Annotated in this window: 16 protein-coding genes; 15 read left to right on the plus strand and 1 reads right to left on the minus strand. The window is 52.1% G+C overall.

What is annotated here, in order from left to right:
• Nucleotides 1–67: 67 nt before the first annotated feature.
• From KF749_04635 to KF749_04655, 5 genes are all read left to right on the plus strand, one after another.
• Nucleotides 68–1,849 (plus strand): hypothetical protein, encoded by a 1,782-nt coding sequence (locus KF749_04635; protein MBX2990441.1) that lies wholly within the window; start codon nucleotides 68–70, stop codon nucleotides 1,847–1,849.
• 243 nt (nucleotides 1,850–2,092) lie between these two features.
• Nucleotides 2,093–2,674 (plus strand): hypothetical protein, encoded by a 582-nt coding sequence (locus KF749_04640; protein MBX2990442.1) that lies wholly within the window; start codon nucleotides 2,093–2,095, stop codon nucleotides 2,672–2,674.
• 13 nt (nucleotides 2,675–2,687) lie between these two features.
• The gene (locus tag KF749_04645) at nucleotides 2,688–3,974 is read left to right on the plus strand and encodes a hypothetical protein (protein MBX2990443.1); all 1,287 of its coding nucleotides are present in this window, start codon (nucleotides 2,688–2,690) and stop codon (nucleotides 3,972–3,974) included.
• Nucleotides 3,975–3,991: 17 nt separating this feature from the next.
• On the plus strand, nucleotides 3,992–5,425 hold the full coding sequence (locus tag KF749_04650; GenBank protein ID MBX2990444.1) for a hypothetical protein: 1,434 nt from the start codon (nucleotides 3,992–3,994) through the stop codon (nucleotides 5,423–5,425).
• A gap of 11 nt (nucleotides 5,426–5,436) precedes the next feature.
• Entirely contained in the window at nucleotides 5,437–6,684 is a 1,248-nt protein-coding gene (locus KF749_04655; protein MBX2990445.1) for a hypothetical protein, read from the plus strand.
• A gap of 81 nt (nucleotides 6,685–6,765) precedes the next feature.
• Here KF749_04655 and KF749_04660 read toward each other — a convergent pair whose 3' ends face one another.
• Complete coding sequence (locus KF749_04660) at nucleotides 6,766–7,083, minus strand: rhodanese-like domain-containing protein (protein MBX2990446.1); 318 nt, start codon at nucleotides 7,081–7,083, stop codon at nucleotides 6,766–6,768.
• Between the two features lie 174 nt (nucleotides 7,084–7,257).
• Between KF749_04660 and KF749_04665 the strand changes: the two genes are divergently transcribed.
• The 10 genes from KF749_04665 to KF749_04710 all read left to right on the plus strand — a co-directional run bounded on the left by KF749_04665 (nucleotide 7,258) and on the right by KF749_04710 (nucleotide 18,727).
• Nucleotides 7,258–8,418 carry a 4-phosphoerythronate dehydrogenase gene (locus KF749_04665; protein MBX2990447.1) on the plus strand — a complete coding sequence of 387 codons (1,161 nt, stop codon included), beginning with the start codon at nucleotides 7,258–7,260 and terminating at the stop codon, nucleotides 8,416–8,418.
• Complete coding sequence (locus KF749_04670) at nucleotides 8,411–9,094, plus strand: GNAT family N-acetyltransferase (protein ID MBX2990448.1); 684 nt, start codon at nucleotides 8,411–8,413, stop codon at nucleotides 9,092–9,094. The genes KF749_04665 and KF749_04670 overlap by 8 nt, the downstream gene beginning before the upstream one ends.
• A gap of 66 nt (nucleotides 9,095–9,160) precedes the next feature.
• Nucleotides 9,161–11,203 (plus strand): polyphosphate kinase 1, encoded by a 2,043-nt coding sequence (gene ppk1, locus KF749_04675; GenBank protein ID MBX2990449.1) that lies wholly within the window; start codon nucleotides 9,161–9,163, stop codon nucleotides 11,201–11,203.
• A gap of 99 nt (nucleotides 11,204–11,302) precedes the next feature.
• Nucleotides 11,303–12,208, plus strand: a complete 906-nt coding sequence (locus KF749_04680; protein ID MBX2990450.1) for a dihydrodipicolinate synthase family protein — start codon at nucleotides 11,303–11,305, stop codon at nucleotides 12,206–12,208.
• Between the two features lie 104 nt (nucleotides 12,209–12,312).
• The gene (locus KF749_04685) at nucleotides 12,313–13,749 is read left to right on the plus strand and encodes an aldehyde dehydrogenase family protein (GenBank protein MBX2990451.1); all 1,437 of its coding nucleotides are present in this window, start codon (nucleotides 12,313–12,315) and stop codon (nucleotides 13,747–13,749) included.
• 111 nt (nucleotides 13,750–13,860) lie between these two features.
• Nucleotides 13,861–14,313 (plus strand): IS200/IS605 family transposase, encoded by a 453-nt coding sequence (tnpA, locus tag KF749_04690; GenBank protein MBX2990452.1) that lies wholly within the window; start codon nucleotides 13,861–13,863, stop codon nucleotides 14,311–14,313.
• A gap of 75 nt (nucleotides 14,314–14,388) precedes the next feature.
• On the plus strand, nucleotides 14,389–15,393 hold the full coding sequence (locus tag KF749_04695) for a 4-hydroxyproline epimerase (GenBank protein ID MBX2990453.1): 1,005 nt from the start codon (nucleotides 14,389–14,391) through the stop codon (nucleotides 15,391–15,393).
• 39 nt (nucleotides 15,394–15,432) lie between these two features.
• A complete protein-coding gene (locus tag KF749_04700) occupies nucleotides 15,433–15,825 on the plus strand; it encodes a GxxExxY protein (GenBank protein ID MBX2990454.1) in 393 nt (130 codons plus the stop codon).
• Between the two features lie 48 nt (nucleotides 15,826–15,873).
• Complete coding sequence (locus KF749_04705; protein MBX2990455.1) at nucleotides 15,874–17,124, plus strand: FAD-dependent oxidoreductase; 1,251 nt, start codon at nucleotides 15,874–15,876, stop codon at nucleotides 17,122–17,124.
• 271 nt (nucleotides 17,125–17,395) lie between these two features.
• Complete coding sequence (locus tag KF749_04710; protein ID MBX2990456.1) at nucleotides 17,396–18,727, plus strand: PhoH family protein; 1,332 nt, start codon at nucleotides 17,396–17,398, stop codon at nucleotides 18,725–18,727.
• Nucleotides 18,728–18,748 lie beyond the last annotated feature (21 nt).

The following is an 18,748-nucleotide window of genomic DNA, read 5'->3' on the forward strand; positions in this document are numbered from 1 at the left end:
ACGAAGATAGTTTTTCCTTTGTGAGTCCTTTCTTTTTTGTGTCTTTGCGGCAATTTCCATTTCTTGAATGAGTATCCTGCTTTGTATTCCATTTTGGAGATCAATCGTGAAACTCCCCAAGCTATGCAGACTTGCTTTTTGTCTCTTGTTCGTATTTCTGCCCGATACCCTCTTGCCTCAAAATGCACCGCTTCGATTCTCACTCTCATTCCCGTTGGAACACAGCAGGCAGGCTCTCGACGGCCGGATGTTGCTTCTCATTTCCTCCGACAGCACAAAGGAACCCCGCTTTCAAATCGGCGAAGGGGCGGAGACACAACTCGCCTTCGGCGTTGATGTTGACGGGTTGAAGCCCGGCAGCCAGGTCGTGATGGATGCGAATACATTTGGTTTTCCGAAGAAGAGTATCTCCGACATTCCCGCCGGATGGTATTGGGTACAGGGACTTCTGCACAAATACGAAACATTCCGCCGGGCCGACGGGCATACTGTGAAACTGCCAATGGATAGGGGAGAAGGACAGCATTGGAATCTTGCCCCGGGAAACCTCATCAGCGCGCCGAAGAAAATGTGGATTGATCCCAAAAAGAGAGAAACGATCACGGTAGTTCTTGACAAGGAAATTCCGCCGATCGAGCCGCCGAAAGATACGAAGTACGTCAGGCATGTGAAGATCAAAAGCGAGAAGCTCTCACATTTCTGGGGGCGGCCGATGTACCTCGGCGCAAACGTGTTACTGCCCGAGGGATTCGACACGAATCCCGAAGCACGCTATCCGCTGATGGTGTATCACGGACATTTTCCTTACACATTCGGCGGGTTTAGTGAAACGCTTCCTGATACCGCGTCAATGAAGGGCGAGTACAGCAAGCGGTTCAGGCTTCCGGATTACAACAAGATTGAAGCGATGGCGGAGTATGAATTCTATAAAGAATGGACGTCTCCCGGTTTTCCCCGCGTCGTTGCCATCGAAATCCAACATCCCAATCCCTACTACGACGATTCGTATGCAGTGAATTCGGCGAACCTCGGCCCTTACGGCGACGCCATTATGTACGAGTTGATTCCGTTTGTCGAGAAGCAGTTCCGTTGCCTCGGCGAGGGCTGGTCGCGGTTCATGTATGGCGGCTCAACGGGTGGCTGGGAGGCGCTTGCAGTTCAGATCCTCTATCCCGATGAATTCAACGGTTGCTTTGCCGCGTGTCCCGACCCGGTGGATTTCAGAGCCTACGGCATTGTCAACGTGTACGACCATGAGAATGCGTACTACTATGACAGTGATTGGAAAACAACTCCCCGCCCGGCAACACGGAATTACCTGGGCGAGACTCTTGCCACGCTTGAGGAGGCCAACCACCTTGAGCTTGTGCTCGGAACCAACAGCCGCTCAGGCGAGCAGTGGGATATCTGGCAGGCGGTGTTCGGGCCGGTCGGTTCCAACGGTTACCCGAAACCGATTTGGGATAAGATGACGGGGAAAATTGACCACGCTGTCGCGCAATACTGGCGGGAGAATTACGATCTCTGTTATATTCTCCGGCGCGATTGGGACAAAGGGCTCGGCAAGAAGTTGGAGGGAAAGATTCACATCTACTGCGGCGAAGCGGACAACTACTTCCTCAACAACGCCGTGTATCTGATCGAGGAATTCCTCAAATCAACCAACAATCCGTTTTATGGCGGAGAAGTGGATTACGAACCCCGCGCCGAACATTGCTGGAACGGCGACCACACCCGCCCGAATGCCTTCTCACGCCTCCGCTACCATCAAATGTTCATTCCCCGCAGTGTCGAGCGGATTCTCAAGACCGCGCCCCGAGGGGCCGATCTAAAGAGTTGGAGATACTGAATCCGATTCCCTTTCTGCCCTCTTTTCTTGGGAGGCATGCTCACCCGTTTCTTCTTCTGGCCACCGACCGGACGAATTGTTCAGATGACTAATATTGGTCATCACGTTTTGTAATCTTTACATCCCCTTCCCTGTTTTCGAGTCTTTTTCCGCAGTTCCTCTGTGCATTCCCGTGGCATGTGAATTGACATAGTGCCCCGCATGACAAACACATCTACCCCCAACTTATCCGAGGAGAGCGTAATGCAGAGGTATTTCAATGTGATTCAGGCGCTGGTGTATGCGGGAGCGGGCTTCCTTGTTGTGATCGTCGGCCTTCGGGGACTTGGCGATCTGAGTCAGCTTCAGTTTGTTCCCGGGTGGGTGCTTGAGGAAAGCACCGGAAGGATTTCCGTCAACATCGTCATCTTCGGATTGGTTGCCGAGTTTGTGATGCTGATGGCCCTCGCGTACGTCTTCTACAAAGGGCCGAGGCTTACTCCTGAAACTGCAGTTGAAGGGAACCATGCGGTGCATGCTGTCACTGCGTCTCCGGATATTACGAGACTTCTCGAAGCAGAGCGGGAGATGATAGAAGCGTTGGGCAAAAAGATTGAAACACTTGTGGACGCCGAACGTCGTGTTATCGAGCAGATCGGGAACAAGTATAATACGATTGCCGAATCACAGCGGGGTATTCTGGACTTGCTTGCCCGCCGGCTCGACGAACACCATGCCGCTGATGAGAGTATTCTTGAACGCATTGAGGCGAATGTTGATTTCCTGAAGAGCGCACATCTCGTTCGCCGCCGGCCCCAAGCGGAAAACAGTTCAACGCTTTCGTGAGAGAGGTGTCCCAATGCCGAAAGCCTCATTCTATTTTGTGTTGTATTTGATTGGAATCGTCAATCTTCTCTCCATCATCACCGAGCGGGACTATGCGCTTGACAGTCTTGTCAAAGACTACGAGCAGCCGCTCAAACTTTCGGCCCCGTCAATGTCGCAGTTTGTCGCCGGCCGTTCCGAATCGGTCGAAGTCCTGGTGTCCAACATCAAGTCGCCCGCAGAGAGATCCTCCATCCAATATCATATCGCCCCGCATTCCGATTACGGCGAGAACGGGTTTGCTTCGTTGCCCGTGATCGAGAGTGAAACGGGGAATGCAAGATTCACCGGGGCGTTTGTCAAGCCCGGCGAGTACCGTTACAGCGTTTGGGCAAACGTGATGCGCCAACTTCCGAAAGGCGCCGGCGGACAGCGTGTGCGTACCGGCTCCGACACGGTAACAGTGCTGATTGTTGTTTCGCATGAGAAGAGTGAAATTCCGGGAACGAAATTCTCGATGGCTGTTGACAAGAAAGCAGAACAGTGGGTGTCGGGAATTCCCTACATCAAGACGGTGTTCGTGAATACCGATCCGCGCAACGTGAGTCTTGCCGGGTTGCCTGCCGGATTCCGTCGGGGGGCAGTTGGCGAGAACAGCATCCAGCTCATCTGGGACAAGCCGATGCCGGGAACCGCGAAGATTGCGTTGAATGGAAACGCCGGCAGAAATCTCACCGCTGCACTCGATGCCGCATCGCTTGCATTCTCGGTGAATGTCGAGCCGCCGGCGTGGAATCCGGTGCCCGCGAGAACGGCCTACTGGAATATCCCCTATACATTTCAGAGCAGGGTCGGCGAATTGGATGTGAACGAGTATACCATCAACGTCTTCGCGAACGGAAGTATCCCGGTTTCATCGTCGAGGCAATTCCCGATTGTGGTGATGCCGGAACGGACATGGTCGAGCCTGACGTTTGTCGCGACGTCGTTTCACGGGCATGAAATGCTTCGAACCGAAATTCCCGTCAAATCCCCGCCGCCTCCGCAGATCAAGTGGACAAGTTCGAGACTGGAAGGAGACGACTATGTTGTCAGCTTTACGGCGGAAGATGTCGGCGGGAAAGATGTGAACGTGAACTGCGTGCTCGTTCAGCCGTCGGGTCTGACCGCCGTGTTGAGCGCCCGTCATGGCAAGTCATTTACGTTTACCATCAAGAATGTTACCGCTACCCGTCCACAAGCACTCGTCGTTCGAACATCAATTCACGGTATTGGCGGCGTGTCGGTTCCGTTGGACAGAACATTCCCCATTCTTTACTAGAAAGGTCGAGGATTGTCATGAAAAACACAGAATGGAAACAAGACCTGGTTCACGGCCTTGAACTCGTGCTCTTCATCATTCTTCTGTACGGGATTTTCGTGATTACCGCGTACGGGCAGTATGCCGCGACATCACGCATGGATATCGGGCGTGACACATCACGGATTACGATTGCGCCCGCGACACTGCTGACGGAAAGGGCGATTACGACGCGGCTGCAGGATTCGCTGCAGATTGTACGCGAGCGTGTCGAGCAGTTGTATACGTTGCTCGATGGTATCGAACGATCGTCATTCAACTTCTCGGGTTTGCGTTCGTGGCGCGTCAACGATTTCGAGTTCCAGGATGTGTTGCGCAACGCCGTGTTCAGAGTAACGCAGGATTCGAACATCATTCTCGAGAAATCGGATATTCAGGTAATCGCAACACCTCATCCACATAACGATCTCGTGGCCATCTATTTCGGCGAGAATGAGCTTCAAGGGAAACGGTTGCGGGAGGTTCTCCTGAATCCTGAGAACAAGCCGCTTCGTCTCAAACAGAAACTGATTGCCAGCGGTCAGTTCGGGCAGGATCGCGAGCTTGTTGACCGGAATTTCAAGATCGAGAATATCCTTCCGCCGATGCTCGTCACGGAAAGCGACAGCATTCTCGGCAACTTCAACCGGTACAATCTCGCGTATGACGGGCGTACGGAGCCGGTGGTATTGAACGTACGCTTCGTTGATAACGCAAACATCCGGTTCGGGAATGATTGGGGAGTGGAAGCAAAGCTCGGCAACGACGAACTCGGCTACCCGATGTGGACGAGCGGCAACCTTGCAGTAATGGCATTGTACAAGCGCATCAAGCTGGGAATGCAACTTCCCTTTGCGGGCGGGACTGGTACGACGTCATTTCTTGGCTCGTCATTGAAGCCGCGGCGTCTTGACGGAACATACGGAGTGGCAGGTGAGTTCGATTTCGCATTCGCCGGAGGTTCATTCACATTCGGAGGCAGGCGTCGTGATACGGATGGAACTTTCTCCGATCCCAGCCGCATCTACTCCATCCGGACGTCGGCAATGTTGTGGTATTCCTACACGCTGAACATCAACAACAAGGCGAACCTGATGCGCGTGAAATTCGGAGCGGGCATGCATTCGATTTCACAGGATGCGCTGATGCCGCCAACCGGAACTGAGAAGGAACGCATTGTGACGACGGATCATACCAGATTCTTCTGGAGCCCGTACCTCAAAGTTGAATTCATGAATCAACAATTCTCCAACAGGTTCGGTGCAAGTCTGCAATACTACAAAGAGTGGGGGCTTGCCACCGCCTGGTTGGAGATTGTCAATAATACACTGCGTGTAGAACTTAAGGGCGCATTGCCGCTTCTGCGATCAAGTGCGGACTGGGAGCCGTCGCATTTCGTGATGGTCACTATACCGTACACAGTTACATTGTGAAAGGTGATAGTATGAGAAATCAAAGTGTACTGTTCTTTGTCGTGTTGCTGCTGCTGTGCGGCATGAGTCGGACGACGGCACAGATCGAGCACCTGCGAGCTGATCTCCAATCTGAAAACGAAGAACTGAAATCGCTCGAACGCATTCTCGCAACGCTCAACAGCGGCGATACGACATATGCATCGTACTTTCCGATGTGGACTGTTGTTGACAGAAACACGAAACTCAGCATCTATTCGGCATTCAGAAATCGCGGGAAAGAATTTTCGGAAGACGATCAGGTAATTGTCATCGCGAATCCCAACATGCAGGGAATAGCCGACATTCGCATTGGCAACATGTCATACGGGAGACTGTATACGTCAAAGTCACTCGACCCGGAATTGCAGAAGAGACTCCTGAAGAAAGAGTATGTGCTTGTCGAGGAGACGCCGTTCGGGTACCGGAACGCCGCACGGCAACAGCGGTTACCGGCCGGGAATCCCAATTGGGTTTCGATGAACATCTCTTTGTTTGGCGGAGAGATGCGATTCGGCAACGACTGGAGGATTACAGGGATAATCGGCACGGATGAATTGGGCTATGCATTCTGGTCGTCAGGACAAATCAGAATGCTGGCGGGGTACAAGTCGGTTGAACTCGGCGCCTATTTGCCGCTGCAGGGCGGGCTCATTGAAACGAATCATGCTGAACGGCCGCTTTCGCTAAAGCCGAGGTTGCTGAACGGAAGCACCGGAGTTGCGGGGAGATTCGAGTTTGAGTGGGACGAGGTGAAGATCAATTCTTCCCGCTTCACATACGGCGGAATCGGCGGTTCGTTCGCAGTCGGCAGTCTCGACCGCCGAAGACCCGAATATCTCACAAACAATCTTGAGAGACTCTATTCGATCAGCGGCCTGTTGCAACTCTACTACGCCTTCAACTACAGTTTCGACGAAGAGAAGAGTGTCTCAGCGCGGGCAGGCGTATCATGGCACCGCGTAACGATGAACAGATTTCTCGCGAATGAGATATTTAAGTACGATCATGAAAATGTTGTCACACCCGTCGTTGCACTCGAATACAAAAACAGCGGGGCGGATTGGTTCCGGCTTAACATGCAGTACTCGCGTTTGCTGAGTTTCGGGGCCTGGGCTGAAATTGTGCCGCGGTACATCAACGCTGAAGTGAGGTACTCAACGGTGTTGTTGCGTGAGCCGGGGGAGTGGGAGCATCCGTACTATCTGTACGCAACGCTCGGTTTCAACTTCGATTTTTGAGGTGGATAAGAGTTCGGTGATCTGCGATGCCGGGCGGCGGGCAGTTCATGCAGCGCGTATGTTGGCTGGATGATCTGCCCGTCAGTATTTTTTGATTGAGTGGTCGATCTTGTCGGACCAGGCGAGAATGCCCCCGGTAAGGTTGTAGAGATTGGGGAATCCGAAACGGCGCTGCAACTCGGCAATAATCCGGCCGCTTCTGTTTCCGCTTCGACAGTAGACTACGACTTTCTTGTCCCTGCTAATCTTGTCGGCATGAAGAAGAACCACTCCCATCGGAATCAACTCGCCGCCGATATCGGCAAAATCTTTCTCCCGTTGCTCACGAACATCAATCAGTTGGAAGTCCTCATTCGCATCCATCATATGTTTGAGTTCATCGACGGTGACGGATTTGATTTCCTGCGACATGACTTGATTCCTTGCTGCATGTATAGTTGGAAGAACAGTTCGAACGTAGTATAGCAAATTCCGGTTTTGGAAGAAATCATCGCAAGCTGCAGCTTGATAATCTCCGAGAGGTTGAATACTTTGCATACAATTCATCGTCACAAATCTTCTTCACATTGAGCTATGCGAGTTGTTGTGGACGCCAAACTTCCCCACGCAGCAACGGCATTCGGCCTGTTTGGCGAGGTCAGAATTCTTCCCACACAACAGATAACCCGTCAGTCGATTGCAGACGCCGATGCCGTGCTCGTCCGCTCTGAGACGAAGGTAAACGGAGACTTGCTTGACGGAACGAAGGTTCGCTTTGTCGGTACTGCAACAATCGGCACCGATCATGTTGATCTGGAGTATGTGAACAGGCACAGAATCACATTTGCAAGTTGTCCCGGCAGCAATGCAAACTCGGTCGCCGAATACGTCCTCGCGGCGTTGCTCGAAACAAGCTTCATGCTGGGGTTCACCCTGAAAGGCAAAACGCTCGGCGTGGTGGGGCATGGAAATACGGGAAGCAGAGTTGCGCGGAAAGCTGAAGCGATCGGCATGCGAGTGTTGCTGAATGATCCGCCCCTTGCACGCTTGTCGGGCGATACGCGCTATCTTCCACTTGACGCATTGATGGATGCCGACGTTATTTCTCTTCACGTTCCACTCACAAAGTCAGGCGATGATCCAACGTATCATATTTTTGATGAACGACGGCTCTCGGCGATGCAGAAGGGAAGTATCCTTGTCAATTCCTCCCGGGGTGCTGTTGTTGACACTCAGTCACTCAAGAAGATGATTCGGGAACAGCATGTGAGGGCGTGTGTTCTCGATGTGTGGGAGCGAGAGCCTGACATTGATATCGACATGCTTCAGCTGGCGTTGATCGGAACACCTCATATTGCGGGCTACTCGTATGACGGGAAGGTGAACGCGACACGAATGCTGCGACAAGCGCTTGGAGAGTTCGTGCACCAACCGGTTGCAGGTGACGTTGTCGACGATACAGGTGACTTGAAGGAGATCAGGTTGTCGCAGACCGACCCGCTGTTTGAAGCGATGCTGCGTTCTGCTGTGAGAGAGTGCTACAACATTGAAGAAGACGATAGACGCCTGCGGCATCTCACATCGCTCGCGCCTGAGCTGCGGGCGGACCACTTCCGGCAGTTGCGGGCGAACTATCCGATCAGAAGAGAATTCCACAATTACCATATCAATCCCCGAAACCTCCCGGCGGAAGCGGCTCAAATCCTCTCCGCGGTAGGTTTCTCACTTCACACAAAGAGAAAGAACCATGACTAAAGAAATCACCCTGACTTCCTGGCCCATCCCCGCTCCGGAGAAACTTGAGGGCAAGCACGTCCGTATTGCGCGCCTCAACCCTGATGCAGATATCGATGACCTTTACGAAGTCTCCCACGCAAAGCAGGAGTACAATGTGTTGTGGAAGTACATGCACTACGGTCCGTTTCGCGACAAGAAGGAAATGTATGAATGGCTGATTGGCCTGAAGGAGAGTACCGATCCGCTGTTCTATACCGTCTTCAGCAAGCAGCTCAACAAAAGAGTCGGCATGTATGCAATCATGAATGTAGAGCCGAATGACGGCCGGGTTGAGCTGGGGAACATCTGGTACAGCCCGCTCGTACAGAAAACGATTGTGAATTCGGAGGCGACGTTTCTCTTTCTTTCCTATCTCTTTGACGAACTGAAGTACCGCAGAGTGGAATGGAAATGCGACGACGAGAACGAAGCAAGCAAATACGCCGCAGTCCGGCTTGGATTTTCGTATGAAGGATTGTTCCGGCAACACATGGTCGTGAAAGGCAAGAATCGCGATACGGCATGGTTCGCCATGCTCGATAGCGAGTGGCCCGAGCGCAAGGGTGATTTCGAGCGGTACTTCGCCAACCCCGGACTTTCGCTTACCAAACTTCATGGCAAGCAGGAACATTCATTACCGAAGGATCAGCAGTAGAAACACGCAAAGGTCTGTATTAAGTACATCTGAAAGTTCCTTGTCTTGAAAGTCTCCACACCTCGATTGAAGAACCGCGACCTCAGTTGGCTCGGGTTCAACCACCGCGTGCTGCAGGAAGCCGCCGACCCTGCGGTTCCATTGTATGAGCGCATCAAATTTCTCGCCATCTGGTCGTCGAATCTTGATGAGTTCTTTCGCGTGCGTGTTGCCTCGTTGCGCGCTTTGGCGCGGCTCAAGAAAAAGACAAAACGAAAACTCGATGTCGAGCCGGAAAGACTTCTCAAGAGGCTTCTGAAGGTTGTCTGGCTGCAGCAGGAGGAATCTGGAGAGATCTTCAAGAAACGTATCAAGAAGGATTTGGCAAAGGAAGGGATATTCCTCGTACGGGAAAATGAGTTGAGCAAAAAGCAGAAAGAGATGGTGATCTCCCACTTTCATACCACCGTTCTCCCGAAGCTCTCGCCTGTGTTTTTGAGCGCGGAAAAGGCGCCTCCGTTTCTTCATAATCGTACGCTGTATCTGGTTGTCCGTCTCCGGCGCAAGTCCGAAGAGCCCAAGAAACAGCCCGAACAGTATGCTCTCGTTGAGATTCCGACCGCTATCGTGCCCCGGTTCTTTTCCATTGAAGGCGGAGAGCATCACCACTACATCCTTTTTCTTGACGATGTTGTTCGTCTCGGGTTGGATGATGTGTTCCCGCAACATTTCGTTTCTGGCGCTTACGCAGTGAAGTTGACCCGCGATGCCGAGTTGGAGTTGGGTGATGAGTATAGCGGAGATCTTCTCGAAAAGATAAAAAAAGCGCTCGGAAAACGCAGCGAAGGTGTTCCTGCTCGCTTTCTGTACGATACCGAGATGCCGAAGAAGCTTCTCCTTTTCCTGCAGAGGATGTTCGAGCTTGCGGATGATGATCTCATTCCGGGAAGCCGGTATCACAATTTCAGCGATTTCTTCTCGTTCCCGAATCCCAAAGCGCCTTCTCTGCTGTACGAACCAATGCCGCCGTTGCCGGTATTTGACAATGAGGATTCAATATTCCGGGTCATGCAAGAGAGGGATACGATCATCCATTTCCCGTACCACTCGTACGACAGTGTGGTACGGTTTCTCAGCGAGGCCGCTGATGACGAGTCGGTTCGTTCAATCAAGATCACTTTGTATAGAGTTGCGAGAAACTCCAAGGTTGTCGGGCACCTCCTGCGGGCGGCGAACAACGGGAAAAGCGTAACGGTGTTCGTTGAAGTGAAAGCGCGCTTCGACGAAGAGTCGAACATCTTCTGGGCCGAAGAGTTGGAGAAGGCGGGCGCACGAGTGTTGTACAGTATTCCCAATCTGAAAGTGCACGCAAAGCTCTGCCTTGTCACACGGGAGGAAAGCGACGGCACACGGCGGTATGCCTATTTCAGTACGGGAAATTTCAATGAAGCGGCCGCTACCCAGTATACTGATTTCGGGTTCTTTACTTCCGACAAACGCCTCACGAACGAGGCGGAAAAAATTTTCCAAGTTCTGCACAGGGGGAAGAACAACGTTGCATGCGAGCATCTTCTTGTCTCGCCGTTTTCGATGCGAACAGGTTTTGAAGCACTGATCGGGAGGGAAATCAAGCACGCCAAAAAGGGGCGTGAAGCACGAATAGCCGCAAAAATGAATTCGCTCGAAGATCCCGGTATGATCGAAAGACTGTACGAGGCCAGTAACGCCGGTGTGCAGGTGAGGCTCATCGTGCGCGGCATTTGCTGCCTGATTCCCGGCATCAAGGGAATGAGTGAGAACATTGAAGTCACCAGCATCGTCGACCGGTTTCTTGAACACACCCGTGTGTTTCTGTTTCACAACAACGGAAACCAACAGGTGTATCTTTCCTCCGCTGATTGGATGAGGCGGAACCTTGACAGACGCATTGAAGTTGCGTTCCCGATCTATGACAAGCAGATTCAGCATCGGCTGAAGGAAATCCTCGACATGCAGCTTTGTGACAATGTGAAAGCACGCATTATCGACAAGAAGGTCAGTAACCGCATACGTTCTGCACAAGATGGGATCACAGTACGATCACAATCTGCCGCCTATGAACTGTGGCGCGACTCGTTTCCTCGTCCCTGAGTTCCTTCCTTCTCTCCCTTGAATCTCTTCACTTTTTGAGGTATTCTTCTATAGTTCTTTCCAATCGACACTCCAATCACTAACATCACGTTTGTTATGATGACAACAACATGGTCAGGCATTTTCAGCGCCGTCACAACAAAATTCGATAAGGACGGACGGCTTGATTTTCCTGCAATGGAAAAACACTTCAACTTTCAAATCGAGTCGGGCGTGCACGGACTCATCGTCCTTGGCTCGCTTGGTGAGAATGTGACGTTGGCACCGATTGAAAAGCAGGATGTGTTGAAAGTAGCGCTGAGTGTAAGCGGCGGAAGAGTGCCGGTACTTTCCGGTGTTGCCGAAACATCCACCGCCATGGCCTGCAACTATATCAAACAAGCACAGGCGAATGGCGCAAACGGTTTCATGGTGATGCCGGCGATGGTGTATCCGGCGGATCGACGGGAGACGCTTGAGTACTTTCGGAGTGTAGCCGCCGCAAGCGATGTGCCGATCATGCTGTACAATAATCCCGTTTCGTACAAAGTCGATCTCACGCCCGACATGTTCGCCGAACTTGCCGACGAACCGAAGTTTGTTGCCCTCAAAGAATCTTCGGATAATGTTCGGCGTATCACCGACATTGTCAACGCTGTGGGCAATCGTTATCAGATCTTCACCGGCGTGGATGATCTTGCGATGGAGAGTCTGATGTTAGGCGCGGTTGGTTGGGTGGCCGGACTCGTATGCGCATTCCCCAAAGAGACTGTCGTGTTGTACAAGTTGGTCAAAGCGGGAAGAATGGAAGAAGCTCTGAAACTCTATCGCTGGTTCATGCCGCTGCTGCATCTCGATGTTTCGACGAAGTTCGTGCAGAATATCAAGCTTGCGGAGGCGATGGCCGGCGTCGGTACTGAGTATGTTCGAGCACCGCGGATGCGACTTGAGGGTGATGAACGACGCCGTGTCGAACAGATTGTATCCACCGCGTTGAAGACGAGACCCGATCTACCCAATATCTGAAAGCAAACCACGAAGGCGCGAAGATGCGACGAGTTCTTCATCTATAAAGTTCTGCTTCGTGCCTTCGCGGTTCTCTTTATCTTTTTCAATCCCAAGAGACGTACATGAACATCTTTAACAATCTCATTAACGGCGAGTGGGTACCATCCCCTCACACATCCAAAAACATCAATCCGTCTGACATTACCGACATTGTCGGCGAGTATGCCCAGGCTGATGTCGAGCAGGTGAACACCGCCGTTGCCGCTGCAAAGGCTGCGCAGCCAGGCTGGGGCGCGAGCACGCCACAACAACGCTTCGATGTTCTGGACTTCATCGGCGCGGAAATTCTTGCCCGCAAGGACGAATTGGGAAGATTGCTTTCCCGCGAAGAAGGCAAGACGCTACCCGAAGGCATCGGCGAAGTCGTTCGGGCGGGCAACATTTTCAAATTCTTCGCTGCAGAAGCGTTGCGTGTCGGCGGTGAGCACATCCCGTCTGTTCGTCCCGGCATCGAAATCGACACGATGCGCGAGCCGCTCGGAGTCGTCGGGTTGATCACGCCGTGGAATTTTCCGATGGCGATTCCGTCATGGAAAGTTGCTCCGGCATTGGCGTTCGGCAATGCCGTGTTGTTGAAACCGGCCGAGCTTGCGCCGGCGTGTTCATGGAATCTTGCCGAAATCATCTCACGTTCCGGACTTCCCAAGGGCGTGTTCAATTTAGTAATGGGAAAAGGAAGCGCCGTCGGCAACACCATTGTCAACCATCCCGACGTTGCCGGTGTGAGCTTTACCGGATCTGTTGAAGTCGGCAGAACGTTGGCGTCGAATCTCGCACGACGCCTTGCGCGTGTTCAGCTTGAAATGGGTGGAAAGAACCCGCTGGTTGTGCTGGATGACGCCGACCTGACTGTTGCGGTGAATGCGGCGATCAACGGCGCGTTCTTCTCTACCGGACAGCGCTGCACAGCATCAAGCCGGTTGATAGTAACGGAAGGAATTCACGATCGTTTCGTTCAGGCGATGGTGGAGAAAATGAAAACCTTGAAAGTTGATGACGCCCTTGCTCCGGGTACAGATATCGGCCCGGTGATCGATGGCGCACAGCTCATGAAAGACGAGAGCTATATCGAGTTGGCGAGAAGAGAAGGAGGGAAGCTTGCTTTCGGCGGGCAACGCCTGAAGCGCGAGAAAAACGGCTGGTATCTCGCGCCAGCACTCTTCACAGAAACAACAAACTCGATGCGTTTCAACTGTGAAGAAGCTTTCGGGCCGCTGGCGGGAGTGATTCGCGTGAAGAATTACGATGAAGCACTCGCCGTTGCCAACGATACCGAGTTCGGGCTTTGTGCTGGTATCTGCACAACGTCGCTCAAGCACTCCACGCATTTCAAGCGCAACGCGCAAGCCGGTATGGTGATGGTGAACCTGCCGACCGCCGGCGTTGATTACCACGTTCCCTTCGGCGGACGGAAAGGTTCGAGCTACGGGACACGCGAGCAAGGGTCTTATGCGAAGGAGTTCTACACTGTAGTGAAGACGTGTTATGTGGCGGGGTGATTCACCTAGCGTGTCAAATCCCGATTCATCGGGATTCGTTTGCCCAGCGTGACGGTTCACCGTCATGCGAGATAGTCAGGGGATCACATCACAACCAGCGGAGGATCGCCCATGGGACAGGTCTATTACAAACTGTTTTATCATGCCATTTGGCGAACGAAGTACAATCAGTCGGCCATCACTCCGGCGATTGAAGCCGTTCTGGTTCCATTCATGGAGAACAAAGCAAAGCGGTTCGGTTGCCATTTGCATGGTATCGGCGGGACGGAAGACCACATTCACATTGCTATTGAAATTCCTCCCGCTGAATCGGTGAGTGATATTATCGGCAAACTCAAAGGCAGCAGTTCCTATTTTCTGAACAAGGAGTTGCAGATCACAAAGGATTTCTACTGGCAGGACGGGTTCGGCGTTCTTTCGTTTGCCGAGCGGGATTTGCCCAAGGTTCTTGATTATATACAGCGTCAAAAAGAACATCACGCGTCACACAAGCTGAACGCACCGATGGAGCGGGTGGATGGGGAGGAGGCTGATTCACGGGTCTGTGCACACAAATCGTCCTGAAGGACGATAGGTTTTTCTTGCTTCAGAATTCGTCATCCGGTTGACGGTCACGCGAGATATACCAGAGATTTCAAAATGCCTACACACACCTTCTTCTGCATCGACGCCCACACCTGCGGTAACCCGGTCCGGGTTGTAGCCGGTGGCGGGCCGCAACTCAACGGCGCCAACATGAGCGAACGGCGGCAGGATTTTCTCCGCCGTTACGACTGGATTCGTACAGGATTGATGTTCGAGCCCCGCGGGCACGACATGATGAGCGGCAGCATTCTCTATCCGCCAACGCGGGAGGATACAGACATCGGCATTCTCTTCATCGAAACCAGCGGTTGCCTGCCGATGTGCGGGCATGGAACAATCGGTACAGTAACGGTGATGATTGAACACGGACTCGTTTCGCCAAAGACTCCGGGCAAATTGCGACTCGAAGTCCCGGCGGGAATAGTCGAGGCGTATTATGAAATGGAAGGAAGGAAAGTGAAGAGCGTACGTATTGTGAACGTCCCGGCGTTCCTTCATTCCACCAATCTCGAAGTGGAATGTCCCGACCTCGGCATGCTGAAGGTTGATGTCTCATACGGCGGCAATTTCTACGCGATTGTTAACCCGCAGGAAAATTTCAAGGGACTTGAACTCATTGCCGCTTCTGATGTATTGCGCTGGAGTCCCGTCGTCCGACGACGCATCAACGAAAAATACACGTTTGTCCATCCCGACAATCCGACCATCAAAGGATGCAGTCACGTGATGTGGACGGGTAAGCCGAAGCATCCGGAAGCCACGGCCCGTAACGCGGTCTTCTATGGTGAGAAAGCTATTGACCGCTCGCCATGCGGAACGGGGACTTCGGCGCGTGTGGCGCAATGGGCTGCGAAAGGCAAGCTGAAAGAAGGCGACGTGTTTGTGCACGAGAGCATCATCGGCAGTCTCTTCAAAGCCCGCATCGAAGGGCGGGCGAAGGTCGGCGAGTACGATGCGGTGATTCCGAGTATCGAGGGCTGGGCGAAGATTTACGGCTTCAATACGATTTCGATTGATGATGAGGATGATCCGTTCGCGCGTGGGTTCCAGGTATTGTAGAGAAAACCGCGAAGGCGCAAAGACACGAAGGTGTTTGAGATGAGTCTAGACTTGGATCGGGAAACTGAGCGGATAGCAACTACAATTGTAGATTCTGCCTTCAAGGTGCACAAAGCCCTTGGACCCGGTTTGCTGGAATCAGTTTACGAAATCTGCCTGTCTCATGAACTTCGACTGAGAGGCCTGAAGGTCGAAACTCAGCTCGCCGTCCCAATCGAGTACGAAGCAATGCAAATTGATGCTGCTCTTCGGTTGGATTTGCTTGTGAATAGTCTGGTAATAGTTGAACTCAAAGCCGTTGAAAAGATGATTCCTCTCTATGAAGCCCAGGTTTTGTCATATCTACGGTTGATGAAGAAACGCCTTGGTTTTATCATCAACTTCAATGTCCCTTTGATTAAGGATGGCATTAAACGCATAGTTCTCTCATGAAACTTCGCGACTTCGCGTCTTCGCGGTTTTCTTTAGAAAGTGAAACAAATGAAATCTAATGTAATCATCATCGGCGGCGGCGCAATAGGCCTCTGTTCCGCCTACTACCTCAACAAAGCAGACGCAAGCGTCACTGTTATCGATAAAGGCGAGTTCGGTCACGGCTCGTCGTTGCACAACGCTGGTTACGTGTGCCCGAGCCATTTCATTCCGCTCGCATCACCGGGCATCATCTCACAGGGATTGAAATGGATGCTAAGTCCCACAAGTCCGTTTTACGTCAAGCCACGTCTCGATTCTGATTTTGTTTCGTGGGCGTGGAAGTTCAGGCAATCATGCACACAAGAGAACGTAAGTCGGGCCATGCCGTTGCTCCGCGATCTCGGCAATGCAAGTCTTGACTTGTACGAAGAATTTGCCGCGTTGAAGGCATTTGACTTTGAGTGGACGCCAAAGGGTTTGCTGATCTTGTATCGTACTGAAAAGGGACGACACGATTGTGAAGAAGAAGCAAACTTGGCAAAAGAAGTCGGAATCAACGCACGGCTGCTCGACAAATCGTCCCTCGAGCGACTCGAACCGAACGTCGAAATGCGGGCTGAGGGCGGCTTGTACTTCCCCGACGATTGCCACATGACCCCTTCAAAGTTCGTCGAGGGATTGGCAAGGCATCTTGAGACAAGCGGAGTGAAGCTTCTGAAGAATACAGAGGTTTCAGGGTTTAGGGCTCAGGGCAAACGCATTGTTGGAGTCTCGACTTCGGCAGGTGACTTTTCGGCGGATGAGTTTGTGCTTGCGGGCGGTTCTTGGTCACCTGGGATCGTGAAGGAGTTAGGAATCAAATTGCTTGTTCAGGCTGGCAAAGGATACAGCGTCACCATTCCCCGCAAAGAAAACAAACCAGCAATTCCTCTTATCTTCACCGAAGCTCGCGTCGCTGTTACGCCAATGGGTGATACAATCCGGTTCGCGGGGACGATGGAAATTGCAGGACTCGATCTCAGCATCACGCGCCGCCGCGTTGATGCGATCCTCAATTCCATTCCAAACTACATCGGCGGATTTGAGAAGTCGGATTTTGACGGAGCAGAACCGTGGGCCGGACTTCGCCCTGTGAGTCCTGACGGTGTTCCGTACATCGGCAGATTCTCTTCATACTCGAATCTGATTGCGGCAACGGGACACGCAATGATTGGTATTTCGCTTGCACCGATTACCGGAAAACTCGTTTCCGAAATTGCGACGAACGCGCCACCATCATTCGACTTGAGCTTGACAAATCCTGACAGGTTCGCCTAAACAGCATATTCGCAGTCTTCAACCGGATTCTCTTAATAATTCCCTAACTCCATATAAATCAGTTGACAATTTGATGTGAATACTGTATCGTTAGGTGGGGGCAGGAGACCCCGAAGCTAACGGAGATTCGAACCTGTCACACAGTTTTCATAGCTCGTCAATCTTGAAGTCAACAAGAACATCTGACTGAACCAAGGCGTCAACGCGGCGCCTTTTTTTATTTGCGCGTTCCGTTCATTGCACAATTCACAGAAGAGGAGGATGCACCGTATTGGCCCGTTCTCAGAAGAAGACTTTCGTGCTCGACACCAACGTGATTCTGCATGACAGTTCATGCATCACGCAGTTTGCAGAACACAATGTTGTGGTTCCCGTGACCGTGTTGGAAGAGCTGGATCAGTTCAAGAAGGGGAATGAGGTATTGAACTATCACGCACGGGAATTTGTACGGACACTCGACGAACTGAGTCAGGACAAGTTGTTCAACGGCGGCGTGAAGATCGGGCCGAAGCTCGGCAAAATTTCGGTGAAGTTAGAACGGGAGCTTCACCCGGATTTGCAGTTGAACTTCTCGCCCGACAAACCCGATCATCATATTCTGAACATTGCCTATCATGTTGCGAAAGAGAAGCCGGATGTTCCGGTGACGCTCGTGACGAAGGATGTGAATCTGCGGATGAAGGCGAAAGCGCTCGGACTGATGTCGCAAGACTACAAGTCTGATCAGGTGAAGGATATCGATGCGCTGTACACCGGACACAGGGTTGAAGAAAATCTCCCGGGTGAAATCATTCAGCGGTTGTATGTGAAGCCGTATCATATCGATGAAGAGGAGATTGCGTTCAAGCGGAAATTGCTGGCGAACGAGTTTCTCGTCATGCGCAACGGCAAACACTCGGCTCTTGCGATGTTCTACGCTGCCGATCATTTCATCAGGAAAGTTGAAAAGCTCAGCGCTTATGGCATCGTACCGCGCAACGCAGAACAAACATTTGTGTTGCAGGCGCTCCTCAATCCTGATATTCAACTCGTGAGTATTTCCGGAAAGGCGGGAACCGGCAAAACGCTGCTTGCTCTTGCCGCTTCGCTCGAATGCCGCAAATACTACCGGCAGATCCTCGTTGCGCGTCCTGTCATACCGTTGAGCAACCGCGATATCGGCTTTCTTCCCGGCGATATCGAGCAGAAACTTGATCCGTACATGAAGCCGTTGTTCGATAATCTTGCCGTGATTCAACACCAGTTCTCCGAATCGGATGAACGGTACAAGAAGATTACGCAGCTTGTTCAAGAGAAGAAGCTGATCATCGAAGCTCTTGCGTATATTCGCGGGAGAAGTCTGGCAAAAGTATTCTTCATTGTTGACGAAGCGCAGAACCTGACGCCACATGAAGTCAAGACGATCATCACTCGTGCGGGCGAGGGAACGAAACTGATCTTCACAGGTGACATCTACCAAATCGATCATCCGTATCTCGACAGTCGTTCGAACGGGCTCAGCTACTTGATCGAGAAGATGAAGGGACAGCCGCTGTACGCCCATATCAATTTGGAAAAAGGTGAACGCTCCGAGCTTGCAGAGCTTGCGAGTAATGTACTATAGAAAAGATTCCAACACGAAGGC

The organism is Bacteroidota bacterium (genome assembly GCA_019637975.1).
Taxonomy (GTDB): domain Bacteria; phylum Bacteroidota; class Ignavibacteria; order UBA10030; family UBA6906; genus CAADGV01.